At 71.6% G+C, this 15,364-nt stretch carries 11 protein-coding genes, 1 tRNA gene and 2 pseudogenes; 3 read left to right on the top strand and 11 right to left on the bottom strand.

The genetic code is table 11. The annotated features are described in order from the left end of the window. Positions 1–345 precede the first annotated feature (345 nt). The 7 genes and pseudogenes from pknB to Cba03nite_RS12775 all read right to left on the bottom strand — a co-directional run bounded on the left by pknB (position 346) and on the right by Cba03nite_RS12775 (position 8,927). The gene (gene pknB, locus Cba03nite_RS12805) at positions 346–2,043 is read right to left on the bottom strand and encodes a Stk1 family PASTA domain-containing Ser/Thr kinase (protein WP_203745511.1); all 1,698 of its coding nucleotides are present in this window, start codon (positions 2,041–2,043) and stop codon (positions 346–348) included. Next, positions 2,040–3,314 carry a serine/threonine-protein kinase gene (locus tag Cba03nite_RS12800; protein ID WP_203745509.1) on the bottom strand — a complete coding sequence of 425 codons (1,275 nt, stop codon included), beginning with the start codon at positions 3,312–3,314 and terminating at the stop codon, positions 2,040–2,042. The genes pknB and Cba03nite_RS12800 overlap by 4 nt, the downstream gene beginning before the upstream one ends. Then, entirely contained in the window at positions 3,314–4,840 is a 1,527-nt protein-coding gene (locus Cba03nite_RS12795) for a peptidoglycan D,D-transpeptidase FtsI family protein (RefSeq protein ID WP_203745506.1), read from the bottom strand. Before Cba03nite_RS12795 ends, Cba03nite_RS12800 begins: the two co-directional genes overlap by 1 nt. Further along, positions 4,779–6,156: pseudogene (locus tag Cba03nite_RS12790) on the bottom strand (FtsW/RodA/SpoVE family cell cycle protein); the annotation flags it as partial. The pseudogene Cba03nite_RS12790 and the gene Cba03nite_RS12795, both read right to left, overlap by 62 nt. A 156-nt stretch (positions 6,157–6,312) precedes the next feature. After that, positions 6,313–7,680: a PP2C family protein-serine/threonine phosphatase gene (locus Cba03nite_RS12785; RefSeq protein ID WP_203745504.1), complete on the bottom strand. Its 1,368-nt coding sequence runs from the start codon at positions 7,678–7,680 to the stop codon at positions 6,313–6,315. After that, on the bottom strand, positions 7,677–8,165 hold the full coding sequence (locus tag Cba03nite_RS12780; protein WP_203745502.1) for an FHA domain-containing protein FhaB/FipA: 489 nt from the start codon (positions 8,163–8,165) through the stop codon (positions 7,677–7,679). The genes Cba03nite_RS12785 and Cba03nite_RS12780 overlap by 4 nt, the downstream gene beginning before the upstream one ends. Before the next feature lie 6 nt (positions 8,166–8,171). Further along, complete coding sequence (locus Cba03nite_RS12775) at positions 8,172–8,927, bottom strand: FHA domain-containing protein (protein WP_203745500.1); 756 nt, start codon at positions 8,925–8,927, stop codon at positions 8,172–8,174. Positions 8,928–9,205: 278 nt separating this feature from the next. On the opposite strand from Cba03nite_RS12775, the gene Cba03nite_RS12770 reads away from it, so the two are divergent. Next, positions 9,206–9,291, top strand: a tRNA-Leu gene (locus tag Cba03nite_RS12770). 280 nt (positions 9,292–9,571) lie between these two features. On the opposite strand, the gene Cba03nite_RS12765 is transcribed toward Cba03nite_RS12770, so the two are convergent. The 4 genes and pseudogenes from Cba03nite_RS12765 to Cba03nite_RS12750 form a co-directional block, all read right to left on the bottom strand. Then, entirely contained in the window at positions 9,572–10,786 is a 1,215-nt protein-coding gene (locus Cba03nite_RS12765; RefSeq protein ID WP_203745498.1) for an ABC transporter permease, read from the bottom strand. Positions 10,787–10,953: 167 nt separating this feature from the next. After that, positions 10,954–11,601: pseudogene (locus Cba03nite_RS12760) on the bottom strand (ABC transporter ATP-binding protein); the annotation flags it as partial. Further along, positions 11,598–12,719, bottom strand: a complete 1,122-nt coding sequence (locus Cba03nite_RS12755; protein WP_239125685.1) for a peptidoglycan-binding protein — start codon at positions 12,717–12,719, stop codon at positions 11,598–11,600. The gene Cba03nite_RS12755 and the pseudogene Cba03nite_RS12760, both read right to left, overlap by 4 nt. After that, positions 12,716–13,264, bottom strand: a complete 549-nt coding sequence (locus tag Cba03nite_RS12750; RefSeq protein WP_203745496.1) for a hypothetical protein — start codon at positions 13,262–13,264, stop codon at positions 12,716–12,718. Before Cba03nite_RS12750 ends, Cba03nite_RS12755 begins: the two co-directional genes overlap by 4 nt. A 164-nt stretch (positions 13,265–13,428) precedes the next feature. Between Cba03nite_RS12750 and Cba03nite_RS12745 the strand changes: the two genes are divergently transcribed. Both Cba03nite_RS12745 and Cba03nite_RS12740 read left to right on the top strand, forming a co-directional pair. Continuing rightward, positions 13,429–14,085 carry a response regulator transcription factor gene (locus Cba03nite_RS12745; protein ID WP_203745495.1) on the top strand — a complete coding sequence of 219 codons (657 nt, stop codon included), beginning with the start codon at positions 13,429–13,431 and terminating at the stop codon, positions 14,083–14,085. Continuing rightward, positions 14,082–15,272, top strand: coding sequence for a sensor histidine kinase (locus Cba03nite_RS12740; RefSeq protein ID WP_239125684.1), 1,191 nt, complete (start codon positions 14,082–14,084; stop codon positions 15,270–15,272). The genes Cba03nite_RS12745 and Cba03nite_RS12740 overlap by 4 nt, the downstream gene beginning before the upstream one ends. The last annotated feature ends 92 nt before the right edge of the window (positions 15,273–15,364 follow it).

The raw sequence follows: 15,364 nt of genomic DNA, 5'->3' as shown, positions 1-15,364 counted from the left end.
AAGAGAGATTTAAGTTCAAAGATGCCCGTGATATGTAGCGTCGAACGTCGCTCCCATAAGGGTAAGAATACGAACAATGATGCACAAATCTTTCCGGATCCACGCGGTAGCGAGGCGGGCAGCTCTGTTCGGCGAGCAGCGAGTAGGGCTGGAGCCATTGCTAACACTGGGCCGACCCACAAGGCCTCCGGTGCTCAGTTCTTTCGGTCAAAGAACCATTTACCGCAGACCTCGCCCGCCATCGATCACGGACGTTACAGAGCTTCCTCGACACCCCCGCGAAGTACCGCTCGGTGGGTCGCCCCGCCGAAATGTCTGCCCCGGGTTCAGAGCATGAGACCTTTGTCATTCGGACGGCGAAGGTGACGGTGACGGCGACTCCTCTGGAGGCGCACGGAACACCACAATGGTGATCTTGGTGCCCCTGGGCTTCAGCGCATTCGGGCCGGGGTTCTGACTGGACACATAGCCGGTCTTGCTCGGATCCGGAGCAGGCTCGCCCTGCTTCACCTCGTACTCGAAGCCGAGACCGGTCAGTTCGGCGATCGCATCAGCCTGGCTCTTGCCCACCAGAGACGGGACCTTGACGAGGCCCTTGGAGACGATGACCTGCACGGTCTCGCCCTCGGTGAGTTTCTCGCCGGCGGCCGGGATGGTCTCCAGCACCTCGCCCGCAGGCCTGTCGCTGTCCTTCTCCTTGAAATCGGCGACCAGCTTCCGAGCGGCGAGCAGGTTCTCCGCATTGACGCGGTTCGAGCCGACCAGCGGTGGCACCTCGACCAGCGGCTTGCCGTTGCAGATCTGGTAGACGACCTCGGTCTTCTCCTTGACCGCCTCGCCCTGCGACGGGTTCTGGTTGACGACCGTGTCCTTCCGGCAGTCGGAGTCCAGGATCGGCTCACCGATCTTCGGGGTCAGCCCGGCGCTGGCCAGCAGCGCCTTGGCCTCGGCCTCGGTCTTGCCCATCAGGTTGGGCACCGGGATGTCCTTGGGCTGGTTCGCCAGGATCAGGCCCGCGGTCAGCGCCACCACGGCCAGCACGCCGAGCGCGGTCAGGGTCGCGATGACCCAGCCCGACGCGCGGCGGCGGCGGGCGTCGCCCACCCGGGCCGGGGCGTTGCGGCCGGTGCCGGTGCGCGCCGGCGCTGTCATCGGGATGGTCTGCTCCTCGCGCATCACCGGGGTCGCCATGACCGGGCGGCCCGCGGCGGCGCGCAGCAGGTCGGCCCGCATCTCACCGGCCGACTGGTAGCGGTTGGCGGGGTTCTTCGACAGCGCCTTGAGCACGACCGCGTCGATGTCGGGGGTGACGTCGCGGTTGGACTCGCTGGGCGCCGGCGGCTCCTCCCGTACGTGCTGGTAGGCCACCGCCACCGGCGAGTCGCCGACGAACGGCGGGTGCCCGCAGAGCAGCTCGAAGAGCACGCAGCCGGCCGCGTAGACGTCCGAGCGCGCGTCCACGGCCTCGCCGCGCGCCTGCTCCGGGGAGAGGTACTGCGCGGTGCCGATGACGGCCGAGGTCTGGGTCATGGTGGTCGCACCGGACGCGAGCGCCCGCGCGATGCCGAAGTCCATGACCTTGACCTGGGCGTTCGGCGTGAACATGACGTTGCCGGGCTTGATGTCCCGGTGGATGATGCCGTGGCGGTGGCTGAACTCCAGCGCGGCGCAGATGTCCGCGGTGATCTCCAGGGCGCGGCGCGGCATGAGCCGGCCCTCGGCGGCGAGCACCTCCTTGAGGGTGCGCCCGGCCACGAACTCCATGACGATGTACGGCAGCACCTCGCCGGAGGGCGCGCGCTCCTCGCCGGTGTCGTAGACCGCGACGATCGCCGGGTGGTTCAGGGCGGCGGCGTTCTGCGCCTCGCGGCGGAACCGCATCTGGAAGGTGGCGTCGCGGGCGAGGTCCGTGCGCAGCATCTTGATCGCGACGTCGCGCCCGAGGCGCAGGTCGCGTCCCCGGTGCACCTCGGCCATGCCGCCGTAGCCGAGCAACTCGCCGACTTGGTACCTGCCACCCAGCAGGCGGGCCTGCGCGTTCATCGCGTACGTCGTCCTTCGGTCATCTGGTCCATGCTCACGTGGTCAGTCCCGTTCAGCCACCCGGCGGCCGAAAGTGTGACGTGTTCGGAATGTGCCGGGATCCCGAGGGACTTGCTCTGGTTCGTGGAGTTCTGCCTGGCCAGGTAGCCGAGGTAGCCGGCGCAAGCGAGCACCGCCAGCATGCCGAGGACCACCAGGATCACGGTCAGCGCCGTCCGTCCGCCGCCGCTCTCCTGTGCGGGAGCCTGCGGCCCGTACGGTACCCCGTGCACGGGGGTGAGCGGGGCAGGCGCAGCCGGGACGGCCGCAGATCCTCGCTGGTAGCCCCCGTTGGGGCGAACCGGGCCGGGCGTCGCGGGGCTCAGCGGGCGCGACGGCACCGGGGAGACCGGCGTGGCCGAGACCGGGCTCGGCGACACCGGCTGCACCGGCAGCGTCGGGCCGGTGCCGTGGGTGAGCGCCCCGGCGGCCTGCCGCGCGGCGCCGGCGAACGCGGCGGCCGACGGCCAGCGGTGCGCCGGGTTCTTGGCCATGGACCGCTCGACGATCTGGCGCACCACCGGCGGGATGTCGCTCGGCATCGGCTTCGGGGTGCCGGTGACGTGCTTCATCGCGATCTCGAGCGGGGTGTCGCCCTCGTACGGCCGGTGGCCGGTGAGGCACTGGTAGGCCACCACCCCGAGCGAGTACACGTCCGAGGCGGCCGAGGCGCCCTCACCGGAGGCCTGCTCCGGGGCCAGGTAGGAGGCGGTGCCCATGACCGCGCCGGTCGCCGTGAGCTGGCTGGCCGCGGCGGAGCGGGCGATGCCGAAGTCGGTGAGCACGAGCGTGCCGTTGGGGCGTACCAGCAGATTGCCCGGCTTCACGTCCCGGTGCACGATGCCCCTGTCGTGCGCGGCCTGCAGAGCCTCGGCGGCCTGCGCGACCAGCAGCATCGTGCGGGCCGGGGTGAGCCGCCCGACCTTGTTGAGCGTGCGCGAGAGCGGGTCGCCCTCGATCAGCTCCATGATCAGGTACGCCAGATGCGCGTCGTTGCCGAAGTCGTAGATGCGCACCACGCCCGGGTGGTTGATGCCGGCCATCGTCTTCGCCTCCGCGTGGAAGCGCTTGACGAAGCCGGCCTCCTCCAGCAGCGCGGGGAGCATGACCTTGATGGCGACGGTGCGGTCGAGCACCTCGTCGGTGCCCTTCCAGACGTCGCCCATGCCGCCGGACGCGATGCGCTCGTCGATGCGGTAGCGGCTGTTGAGCACGGTGCCAGGGGAGACCATCACTTGCCACCCTTGTCCTTGATCACGCCATGCATGACCAGACCAGCAATACGGGCGGCCTCACCGCTGCCGCCCTTCCCCGCATCATCGAGGATGACCGCAACCGCGGCGAGCGGCTTGCCATCCTTCATCGCGAAACCGATGAACCAGCCGTCGGAGCCGGTGTTGGTCTCCTCGTCGGCCGTGCCCGTGCCGGTCTTGCCGCCGACCACGTAGCCGTCGATCTGCGCCTTCCGGCCGGTGCCGTTCTCGACGACGCTGACCATCATCTCGCGCAGCTGCGCCGCGATGCTCGAGTTGCTGCAGGTGGTGCGCAGCTGCTTGGGCGCGGCGGCGTACAGGTTGGTGGTCAGATCCGGCCCGACCAGCCGCTCGACCAGGTAGGGCCGCATCTGCGAGCAGTCGTTGGCGATCGCCGCCGCGACCATCGCGTTCTGCAGCGGGGTCACCTTGACCTCGTTGAGGCCGATCGACGAGATCGCGATGGCCGGCTTGTCGTCGCCGCCCGAGCTGGTGGTCAGCGGGCCCAGCACGCTCTCCGGCACCTTGGTGCCCCGGTCCGGCGCGGACAGGTTGCCGATCCGCAGGTCGTCGTCGTAGTAGCCCCACCGGCGGACGGTGTCGTTCAGCCGCTGCGAGCCCAGCTCGACGCCGAGGCGCGCGTACGCGGTGTTGCAGGAGACGGTCAGCGCCTCCTTCAGCGTGATCTGCGACTCGGGGCAGGTGCCCGAGGTGGCGTTCTTGATCACGTGCGTGGTGCCCGGCGCCTGGTAGCCCGGGCCCGCCTGCAGCGGCGTGTCCGGGTTGTTGCCGTTCTCCAGCGCCGCCGCCGAGACCAGCACCTTGAACGTGGACGCCGGCGGGTAGGTCTCCTGCAGCGCCCGGTTCAGCAGCGGGTTGCCGGCCTGGCCGGCCACCTTGTTGTACGCCGCCGCCGCCTTGCCCGTGTCGTGGGCGACCAGCGGGTTCGGGTCGAAGCTCGGGAACGAGGTCATCGCCAGGATCGCGCCGGTGTTGGGGTCCAGCGCGATCACCGCGCCCGACTTGGCGCCCACCTTGTTGCCGGTGAGCTCCTTGTACGCCGTGTCCTGCGCCGTCTTCGACAGCGTCAGGGTGACGTTGCCGCCCGCCGTGTAGGAGCCGGTGAAGATGTCGCGCAGGCGGTCCGCGAACAGCTTGTCCGAGGTGCCGGACAGGAAGTCGTTCTCCAGCTGCTCGATGCCGGTGGCCGCGCCGTTGACCGGCTTGTACCCGATCACGTGCGCGTACGCCGCACCGTTGGGGTAGCTGCGCAGGTACTTCAGGTTGCCCTTGGTGGCCGTGGAGAGCGCGATCGGCTTGCTGCCGGGGTTGCTCACCATGATGTAGCCACGCTGGCGGTTGTACTCGTCGATCTGCACGCGGTCGTTGTACTGGCTGGTGCGGTAGTCGTTGCCCTTGTACGCCTGCACCCAGTTCAGGTTGGCGAAGAGCAGACCGAACAGCACCATGACGACGACGCCTACGCGGCGCAGCGGGGCGTTCACCGGCGGACACCTCCCGTGGACGCGGGGGTGCGCGCCGCATCAGAGATCCGCAGCAGCAGCGCCACCAGCAGCCAGTTGGCCACCAGCGACGAGCCGCCCGCGGAGAGGAACGGCGTGGTCTGGCCGGTCAGCGGGATCAGCTTGCTGATGCCGCCGATGATCACGAAAACCTGGAGGCCCAGCGTGAACGCCAGGCCGCCGGCCAGCAGCTTGCCGAACGAGTCGCGCACGGCGAGCGCCGCGCGCAGCCCGCGCGAGACCACGAGCAGGTACAGCGCCAGCAGGGCGGTGAGACCGAACAGGCCGATCTCCTCGCCCATGCCCGCGAAGATGAAGTCGTTGCGGACCTCGGGCACCTCCAGCGGGCTGCCCGCGCCCGGCCCGGTGCCGAACAGGCCGCCCGTGCCCAGGCCCAGCAGCGACTGGACGAGCTGGTACCCGCGGTCGTACGGCTCGGCGAACGGGTCCAGCCAGATGTCGACGCGCTGCCCGAAGTTGGTGAACGGGCCGCCCACGATGCCGGCCAGCACGTACGCGAGCACGGCGCCGCCGAAGAAGAGGATCAGACCGATGATCAGCCAGCTGACGCGCTCGGTGGCGACGTACAGGGTCACCACGAACATGCCGAAGTAGAGCAGCGAGGTGCCCAGGTCCTTCTCGAAGACGAGGACCAGGAGGCTCATCGCCCAGACCACGATGACCGGGCCCAGGTCGCGTCCGCGCGGGAAGTCGATGCCCAGCACCCGGCGGCTGGCCAGCGCCAGCACCTCGCGCTTGCGGACGAGGTAGTACGCGAAGAAGGCCAGCAGCATCAGCTTGGCGAACTCACCCGGCTGGATGGCGAAGAAGCTGCCGAACCGGATCCACAGCTTGGCGCCGTTGACCTCGGAGACGCTGCCGGGCAGCACGGCGGGCAGCAGCACCAGGATGATGCCGCCGAAGCCGAGCGTCCAGGCGAACTTCGAGATCTCGCGGTGGTCGCGCACCACCCACAGCAGGGCGGCCGCGCCGGTCACCGCGATCAGCGTCCAGAGCAGCTGCTTGCCGCCGTCACCGGCGAAGATGGCCAGGTCGGGACGCGCGTCGGCGTCGGCCCGGCCCAGGTCGAGGCGGCGCAGGAAGGCCACGCCGAACCCGTTGAGCAGCGCCACGACCGGGATCAGCACCGGGTCCGCGAACGGCGCGCGCAGCCGGATGACCACGTGCAGGCCGAGGAACACGGCGGTGAGCACACCGGCCGGATACCAGAAGTCCATCGTGACCGTGTCGAGCATGTTCGCCTCGACCGCCGCCAGGTATCCGGCGACCATGGCCATGCCGAGCAGCAGCAGCCACAGCTCGGTGCGGCGCACCTTGCGGGCGGCCGGGTCCAGCCGGAACGACAGCGACGGCTTCGCCGCCACGGGCGTCTCCGGGACGGCCGCGGCTGCTGCGGGAGGGGCGGTATGGGGGGTGGTCACGACGTCCTCAGGCTAATTCGACCGGCAGGGCACCGGGCTCGGCACCACCGGCTCGCTGGGCGGAGTGCTCGCCACGGCGGGCGCCGGAGTGGCGCTCGGCACGGCGGCGGGCGACGGGCTCGGCGACGGCGACGGGTCTGCCGACGGCGGGCAGCTGGGCAGCAGGTTGTGGTTGCTCGGGTCGTCCTGGATCAGGTTCTGGAGCCGGGCCAGGGCGTCGGCCTCGCTGTCGGCCTGGATGCCCTTGCGGACCTTGTCCTGGGCGACCGTGGTGAGGTCGTCCAGGGTCACGTCGCTGACCTCCTTGGCCTCCGACAGGTCGAAGCCGGCGATCTGCCCCGGCACGCCGCGGAACACCGCGACGTTGCCCGCCTCGGTCGCGCCGATGTAGAAGCGCGACTGCGAGTAGTCCCAGGCGAACCAGACCCCGGCCCCCAGCACCGCGAGCAGGCCCACCACGAGCAGGCCCGCGCGCAGCGGATGCCGCGCGCGGCGGGCCGACTGCTCGGCCGGGGCCGGGGCGGGCTCCTCCACGGCGGGACGCGGCGTGCCGGTGACCGCCGCCGCACGCGCGGCGGGGGTCGACTCGACGTGGGTCTCGCTGCTGTTGCCGCGGTCCCGGGCGGCCGCGCCGCCGACCACCGGAGCCTGCTCGACGATGTCCTCGTCGGTGGCGTCCGCGATGATCACGGTGATGTTGTCCGGGCCGCCGCCGCGCAGCGCGAGCGCGATGAGGCGCTCGACGCACGCCTGCGGGTCGACGTACTCCCGCAGGGTCTGCCCGATGGTCTCCGCGCTGACCACGCCCGACAGGCCGTCGGAGCACAGCAGGTAGCGGTCGCCGGGGTGCACGGGCCGGACCGTGTAGTCCGGCTCGATGTCCCGGCCGTCCATGGCCCGGGTCAGCAGCGAACGCTGCGGATGGCTGCTCGCCTCCTCCGCGCTGATCCGGCCTTCGTCCACCAGCATCTGGACGTACGTGTCGTCCTTGGTGATCTGGTTGAACTCGCCGTCGCGGAGCAGGTATGCGCGGGAGTCGCCGATATGGGCCATGCCCAGCTTGGAGCCGGTGAAGAGCATCGCGGTGAGTGTGGTGCCCATACCCTCCAGGTGGGGGTTGGCGTCCACGGTGTCGCGAAGCTGCTGGTTGGCGAGGTTGACGGCGGACCGCAGGGAGTCGACGATCGCGTCACCGGGGACGTCCTCGTCGAGCGGGGCCATGGCGCCGATGACGATGTTGCTGGCGACGTCACCGGCGGCCATGCCGCCCATGCCGTCGGCAACGGCGAGCAGGCGCGGCCCGGCGTAGACGGAGTCCTGGTTTCCGTCTCTGATCAGACCGCGGTCGCTGCGGGCCGCGTAGCGCAGGATGATTGTCATGGCCGTAATTCGAGGGACGTGCGGCCGATGCGAATCGGCACGCCGAGGGGTACGGGAGTAGGGCCGCCCACCTTGCTGCGGTCCAGGTACGTGCCGTTGGTCGAGCCGAGGTCCTCCACCATCCACTGCCCGTCCCGAGGGACCAGACGGGCGTGCCGGGCGGACGCGTAGTCATCCGTGATGACCAGCGTGGAGTCCTCCGCCCGGCCGATCGTGATCGGGGCCTCGCCCAGTGTGATCTTGGTGCCGGCCAGCGAACCCGCCGTGACGACGAGGGTGTGCGCGGCCCGGCCCTTCTTGACCTTGGCCGGGCGCGCATCCCCCGCCTGCGCGGCACCCGCGACCCCGCGGGGCGCGGCGACCAGCCGGCCCGTGCGCGAGCCGGCGAACAGATCCCGTCGGATGACCCCGACCACCGTGAACACGAAGATCCACAGCAGCACGAGGAACCCGAACCGGGCGGCGGTGAGAACGATCTCGGGCAAGGGCGATCAGCCGTCCACGCGGAACGTCAGGGTCGTGGTGCCGATCTGGATCATGTCGCCCGGGTTGAGGGCGACCGCCGAGACCCGCTGGCCGTTGACCATGGTGCCGTTGGTGGAGCCGAGGTCGGTCAGGACCACCTGTGCGCCGTCGAAGTCGAGGCGGGCGTGCCGCCGCGAGATGCCCACGTCGGGCAGGCGCAGGTTGGCCTGGTCGCCGCGGCCGATCGTGGTCGAGCCGATGGCCAGCGGGAAGGTCCGCCCGTCGCCCGACACCAGCCGGACGTTGCGCGCACCGCCGCCGCCGCCACCGTGCGGAGGAGCGGCCTGCTGGCCGCCGCCGTACGGCGGGTACTGCGGCGGAGCCTCGTAGCTCGCCTGCGGGGCCTGGTCGGCGGTGTAGACCTCGGCCGACACGCGGAACATGCCGGTGTCCAGCCCGTCACCGCGCTCGATCTCGACGATCACGTCGCCGTAGACGGTCCAGGCCTGCTCGCCGATGAACTCGGCCTGCGACTGCGCCAGCTCCTGAGCCAGCGCGGCCGCGTACGGCGCGAGCCGGCTGTGGTCGTAGGGCGAGAGATCGATCACATAGCGGTTCGGCACGAGCGTGCGCCCACCAACCAGGATCGCCTTGTGGGCCTCTGCCTCACGCTGCATGGCATTCAGGATCTCCACAGGGTGGACGACCCCCTTGAATACCTTCGCGAAGGCGCCCTCAACCAGGCCTTCCAGGCGTTTCTCGAAGCGTTGCAACACGCTCACCGGTCCTCCTCGGGTTCCGAGGACATGATGTTATCTGCCCTCCACTCCCGCGTCTTCGCCCAATACGTCCGCCGCTGCCGGCGCCACGCCAGCATGACGACCATCTTGCCTCCGATTTCACTGTCGGCCAGGTGGTCGTGTTAGTGTTCTCCCCGCACCGCCCGCCGGGATAACCGGTTGGCGAGGCGAAGCAGGCATAGCGTAAGCTGTGCCAGCACGCAACGGGAGGTGACTCCCGAGCGACCCGCAGGGGCTGCTAAAGTTCCTGCACACGCCGCGGGGAAGTGGCGGAATGGCAGACGCGCACGGTTCAGGTCCGTGTGCCCGAAAGGGCGTGGGGGTTCAACTCCCCCCTTCCCCACCAGCAAGAAGGCCTCCTACGGGAGGCCTTCTTCGTTTTCCGGGCCCGCACCGGTCGGCGGGGCTGAGTGTCGGCCGTTTCACACAAAGATCGCCGATTCCGGTCACTTCCTCTTCAGAGCAGCGAGTCAAGATCGCTAGTTTGTGTCCGAAAGTCGGGCCAGGCTGCACTTTCGGACATGTGATGGCGATCATGCTTTCCGGCGTCACCCACTCCAGACCCGCGACGGTTAAGAAGGGCACCTTCTTCTACGCGGAGCGTTAAGAAGGTGCCCTTCCTTTCCTCAGGGGGTGGCGAGGGCCTCGGTCGGGGAGAGGCGGGACGCGCGGACGGCCGGGTAGAGGCCGGCCAGGCCGCCGATCACAAGGGTCGCGGCCACGCCGCCGAGCATGGCCCACGCAGGGACCACCGTCGGCCAGCTCTGGTACGCCGCGTAGCCCGAGGTCACCGCGATGCCGAGCAGCACGCCGCCGACCCCGCCGAGCGCCGACAGCAGCAGCGACTCGGCGAGGAACTGCAGGCGGACCTGCCCCCGGGTCGCGCCGAGCGAGCGCCGCAGGCCGATCTCGGCCCGGCGTTCCAGCACCGAGATGACCATGGTGTTGGCCACCCCCACCCCGCCGACCAGCAGCGCGACGGCGCCCAGGCCGAGCAGCAGGCCGGTGAAGGCCTGGTTGGCGGCCTGCTTCGCGGCCAGCGCGTCCGACGGGCGGGACACGTCGACCTCGTTCGGGGCCTGCGGGTTGGCCGTCGCGGCGAGCACGCCGCGCACCGCGTCGACGGCGCTCTCCACGGCCCGGGTGTAGACGGTGGTCGGGTGCTCGTCGAAGCCGAGCCGGCCGGCCGCGGCCGGCCACCCGACCAGCACCGCCGAGTCCAGCTCGGGGGCGAGCGGCACCGGCTCCAGCACGCCCACCACGGTGAAGCGCTGGCCGCCGACCATGACCTGCGTGTCGGGCCCGGCCGCGCCGATGCCCAGCCGGGCCGCCGTGTCCGCACCGAGCACGACCGCCGGGTAGCGCTCGGTCGCCGCGTTCAGCCAGGTGCCGGAGCGCAGCCTGGCACCGACCGTGTCGAGCAGGTCCAGGCGTGCGGCGTACACGGCCAGGCCGTTGGTCTGCGCCACCGGGATCCGGTCCGAGCGGTAGACCTTCACCCCGTCCACCCGGCCGATCGCCGACACCTGGCGCACCGGCGCGATCCGATCGATCATCGCGACCGACTCGACGGGCAGCTGCGCGTCCTCGCCGAACATGGTCCGGCCCGGGGTGACCGTGAGCAGGTTGGTGCCCAGCGCCTCCAGGGTGCGGTCCAGCTCGGCCCGGGAGGACGACGAGATGCCCACCACGGCGATCATCGCGGCGATGCCGATGGCGATGCCCAGCGCGGACAGGAACGCCCGCACAGGCCGGGTGCGCAGCCCGACTCCTCCGACGCGGAGCACGTCACGGGGCCGCAGCCGGGCCGGGTGGAGCCTGGGCAGGGCGGGTGCCGTCATCGCGACCACCCCGCGACCCGCCGCTCGCCGGCCGCCGACACGGGCGTGTCGGCCGTGTCGGAGACCGCCCCCGTCAGGTGCGCGTCGGCGCCGGGCAGCCCAGTCGGACCGGTGTCGGCCGCCTGGAGGCGATCGGCCCCGGGCAGTCCAGGCGGGCCGGAGTCGGCGACCACCTTGCCGTCGCGCATGTGGATCTGCCGGGGCAGGCCGGCGGCGATCTCCCGGTCGTGGGTGATGATCACGACTGTCGTGCCGGCCGCGTGCAGCTCGTGCAGCAGGGCCATGATGCCGGCGCCGGAGGCCGAGTCGAGGTTGCCCGTCGGCTCGTCCGCCAGCAGCAGCGGCGGCTCGCCGACCACGGCCCGCGCGATGGCTACCCGCTGGCGCTCGCCGCCGGACAGCTCGTGCGGCTCGTGGTCGAGCCGGTGGCCCAGCCCGACCCGCACCAGCGCGGCCTCGGCCCGGCGGCGGCGTTCGCCCAGCGGGTGCCCGGCGTAGAGCAGGCCGTCGGCGACGTTGTCCAGGGCGCTCACCCCGGCGGCGAGGTGGAACTGCTGGAACACGAACCCGATCCGGGCCGCCCGCAGCGCCGACAGCTGGCGGTCGGACAGGGTCGCCACGTCGTACCCGGCGATGCGCACCGCGCCCGCGCTCGGCCGGTCCAGGGTGCCGACGATGTGCAGCATGGTGGACTTGCCCGAGCCGGACGGGCCGACGATCGCCGCCAGCTCCCCCGGGCCGACCTCCAGCGACACGCCGTCCAGCGCCCGTACGCCACCCGGGTAGACCTTGGTGACGCCGTCCAGGCCGATCATCGCGGGATCCCCACGGTCATGCCCTCGCTGAGCCCGCCGCCGCTGACCTCGACCCGCCCGCCGGAGAACAGCCCGGTCTCGACGGCCACGTACCGGCTCACGCCGTTCTCGACCACCTCCACGCCGTAGCCGCCCTCGCGCAGCGCGACGAGGGCCGCGACCGGCACGGTCAGCACGTCGGGCCGCTCGGCGGCGGTGAACGTGACGTCGACCGCGGCCTGGTCGAACGCCCCGGCCGCCTTCTGGTCCGCCAGCGACACGATGGCCTCGATCTTGGTCTCGGCCTCGCCCTGACCCTCACCGGCCTCGATCACGGTGTACGCCTGCGTGACCTTCCCCGCGACGTCCCCGGCGCCCGGCAGCGCCACCTGGACCGTGGCCCCCTCCTTGGCCAGCCGCTGGTCGGTGACGTCGAGCTGGACCACGACCACGCGCACCGTGCCGGTGTACTTCAGCACCGTGCCGCCCGGCTGGGCGGGCGCAGCGGCAGTGGCGTCGACGCTGTCGACGCGTACCTCGCCCGCGGCGAAGACGATCCGGCCGAACTCGACCCGCCCCGTCTCCTTCAGGCCGAGGTCCTCCTGCCACTGCTTCACCGCGCTCGCAGTGGAAGCGGTGAACTCCTTGTCCACGGTGAAACCGGTGTAGCCGAGCGCCTTGAGGTTCTGCTCCAGCTGCTTCACGTCGGCGCCCTCGTCACCGGCCTTCAGCTCGCGGTATGCCGGGACGGTGCCGTACATGAGCACCACCGGGCTGTTGTCGATCTTGTAGAGGGCCCTCCCTCGCTTCACCACGGCGCCCGCCTCGGGCAGCCAGGTCACGGTGCCGTTGAGCCGGTTCACGGCCGAGTAGGTGGGGCCGAAGCCCAGCTCGCCGTCGAGCGTCTGGGTGTCGTGCAGCGTCTGGCGGGTGACCGGGGCGGTCGCGGGCGGCAGGTTCGACGCGGCCGGCGTACCCCCGCCGCCGCCGCCGAAGCCGATCGCGGCGGCCGCGGCCGCACCACCGGCGGCCAGCGCGCCCACCACCAGCAGCGCGGTGCGGCCGCCGCGGCGGCGGCGCCGCGTGGGTGCGGCGCCGCCGTCGGTCCGGATCTCGGAGAGCTGGGCTGTGCCGGTCACGATCCCACCTTCGCCGGGCCGCCGAGACCGGGCATGAACCTGTCCTGGCACAGCTTCTGGGCCGCCTCGAAGTCCGGGTCCTCGCCGACCGAGCGGTCGATCCGGATGCCGTTGCCGTCCGGGTCGGGGAAGTTGGGCACCCCGTTGTCCCGCATGCACTGGGCGAACTTGCGCATGTTCTCTTCCATCTGCGGGTCGGGCTTACCGGGCCCGTTCTCGCCGAACGGCGAGTACTCCTTGCACGCCTCCTGCGCGGCCTGCATCTTGTCCCGGTCCATCGGGCCGCCGCTCATACGGATCCGGACAGGCCCGCCGTTGGGGTCGGGATCGTCCATCTGGATACCGTGCTCGCGCATGCACTGGGCGAACTTGATCCCGCGCTCCTGCTGGCTCAGGCTCGGCCCGGCGCTCGGCGTCGCCGCCGTGGCCGCGCCGCCCACGGTGGCGATGTCACCGCCCTGGTCCTCCGCCGCGCAGCCGGCCAGCGCCAGCGCCGCCGTCAGGGGCAGCGCGAGCGCCGCGCCCAGCAGCCGTCGCTTCATCACGTGGTCTCCTTCGTCGGGCCGCCGGCCGGTCGCCCGCGGCACGCTGCCCAGTCCACGCGGGCGCCCGTTTCCGGGCCGTTTCCGCTCGCGATAACGCCGGGGAAACAACGGCTCGGGTAACCATTGACGAGCCGGGCGGCTCCGGCGGGGAGGGGAAACCGGACATGCGGGTGCTCGTGGTCGAAGACGAGGCGCTGCTGGCCGACGCCATCGCGGAGTGGCTGCGTGACGACGCGCACGCGGTCGACGTGGTGTACGACGGCGACGCGGCGCTGGAACGACTGGCCGTGCACGACTACGACGTGGTGCTGCTGGACCGGGACCTGCCCGCGGTGCACGGCGACGAGGTGTGCCGCTCCCTGGTGGGCAGCGGCCGCGAGGCGCGGGTGCTGATGCTGACCGCCGCCGCCGACGTGCGCGACCGGGTGTCCGGCCTGACCCTGGGCGCCGACGACTATCTGACCAAGCCGTTCGCCTTCCCGGAGCTGGCCGCGCGGGTGCACGCGCTGGGCCGCCGCGCCCGTCCCGCCGCCGCGCCGACGCTGGCCCGCGCGGGGATCCGGCTCGACCCGGCCCGGCGTGAGGTGTTCCGGGACGGGCACTACGTGCCGCTGTCGCGCAAGGAGTTCGGCGTACTGGCCGAGCTGCTGCGCGCCGAGGGCGGCGTGGTGTCCGCGGAGACGCTGCTGGAGAAGGTCTGGGACGAGCACGCCGACCCGTTCACCTCGGCGGTCCGGCTGACCATCCTGAAGCTGCGCCGCAAGCTGGGCGACCCGCCCGTCATCGCCACCGTCGCCGGAGTGGGGTATCGGATCCCGTGAGACTGCCTTCCTACCGCCTGACCATCCGCGCCCGGCTCACCCTGGTCTACGGCGTGCTGTTCCTGCTGGCCGGGCTCACCCTGCTCGTCGTGACCTACTTCCTGCTGGACCGGACGGTGCTGCAGAACTTCACCTACCGTCTGCCGCTGCCGGACCCGGGCCTGGCCGAACCCGGCACGCAGGGCGCCCGCGCGACGCGGGTGCTCATCACGGGCAACCCCGCGGTCCTCAGCGAGCTGGACAAGCAGGCAGCGCAGCTGCGCGAGGCGACCCGGCTGCAGCTGCTCCAGCTCGGGGCGATCGCGCTGGTGCTGGTCAGCGCCGTCTCAGCGGGGCTGGGCTGGGTGCTCGCCGGGCGGCTGCTGTCGCCGCTGCACCGGATCACCGAGACCGCCCGGCGGATCAGCACCGCCCCGGCCGCCGACCGCGGCCTGCACGAGCGCATCGCGCTCACCGGGCCGCACGACGAGATCCGCGAGCTGGCGGACACCTTCGACGCCATGCTGGCCCGGCTCGACCACGCCTTCGACGGGCAGCGGCGCTTCGTCGCCAACGCGTCCCACGAGCTGCGTACGCCGCTGACGCTGAACCGCTCGCTGGTGGAGCTGGCCATGCACCGCAGGACGGCCAGCGACGACGTGAAGCGGCTCGGCGAGACGCTGCTCGACATCAACGGCCGCCACGAGCGCCTCATCGACGGGCTGCTGGTGCTGGCCCGCTCGGAGAACGAGGTGGTCGAGCGGCGGCCGGCGGACCTGGCCGACATCATCGACCATGTCGTCGCGCAGGGCGCCGCCGCCGCGGCCGAGGCCGGGGTGACCGTCGCCGTCGAGGCCGCGGCCGCGGAGACGACCGGGGACCCGGTGCTGCTGGAGCGGGTCGCGCAGAACCTGATCGGCAACGGCGTGCGGCACAACGCCCCCGGCGGCTGGGTGCGTGCGGTGACCCGCACCCACGGCGGCCGGGCCGAGCTGGAGGTGTCGAACACCGGGCCGGTGGTGGCCGCGTACGAGGTGGAGGCGCTGTTCGAACCGTTCCGCCGGGGCAGCGAACGCACCCGCTCCGACCAGGGGGTGGGGCTGGGGCTGTCGATCGTGCGGGCGATCACCCGCGCCCACGGCGGCGAGGTGGCGGCCCGCCCGCGCGAGGGCGGCGGCCTGACCGTGACCGTCTCCCTCCCTACTTAACGCTGCGTGTATCGAGCCACTCCCCCGCCGACGGGCAACCGCCGTATCCGGCCGCTCAGGGTAAGCTCTCCGCTGGTCGCGTCCGTCGATTG

The sequence above is a fragment of the Catellatospora bangladeshensis genome (assembly GCF_016862575.1).
Classification (GTDB): domain Bacteria; phylum Actinomycetota; class Actinomycetes; order Mycobacteriales; family Micromonosporaceae; genus Catellatospora; species Catellatospora bangladeshensis.
Note: the sequence above shows the minus strand (reverse complement) of the source record. Positions and strands in the feature narration are given on the sequence as shown.

What these genes read in the sequence shown, in the direction of transcription:
- pknB (WP_203745511.1), bottom strand. Translation starts at nt 2,043, where the DNA reads ATGAACGCGCAGGCCCGCCTGCTGGGTGGCAGGTACCAAGTCGGCGAG.
- Cba03nite_RS12800 (WP_203745509.1), bottom strand. Translation starts at nt 3,314, where the DNA reads ATGGTCTCCCCTGGCACCGTGCTCAACAGCCGCTACCGCATCGACGAG.
- Cba03nite_RS12785 (WP_203745504.1), bottom strand. Translation starts at nt 7,680, where the DNA reads ATGACAATCATCCTGCGCTACGCGGCCCGCAGCGACCGCGGTCTGATC.
- Cba03nite_RS12765 (WP_203745498.1), bottom strand. Translation starts at nt 10,786, where the DNA reads ATGACGGCACCCGCCCTGCCCAGGCTCCACCCGGCCCGGCTGCGGCCC.
- Cba03nite_RS12745 (WP_203745495.1), top strand. Translation starts at nt 13,429, where the DNA reads ATGCGGGTGCTCGTGGTCGAAGACGAGGCGCTGCTGGCCGACGCCATC.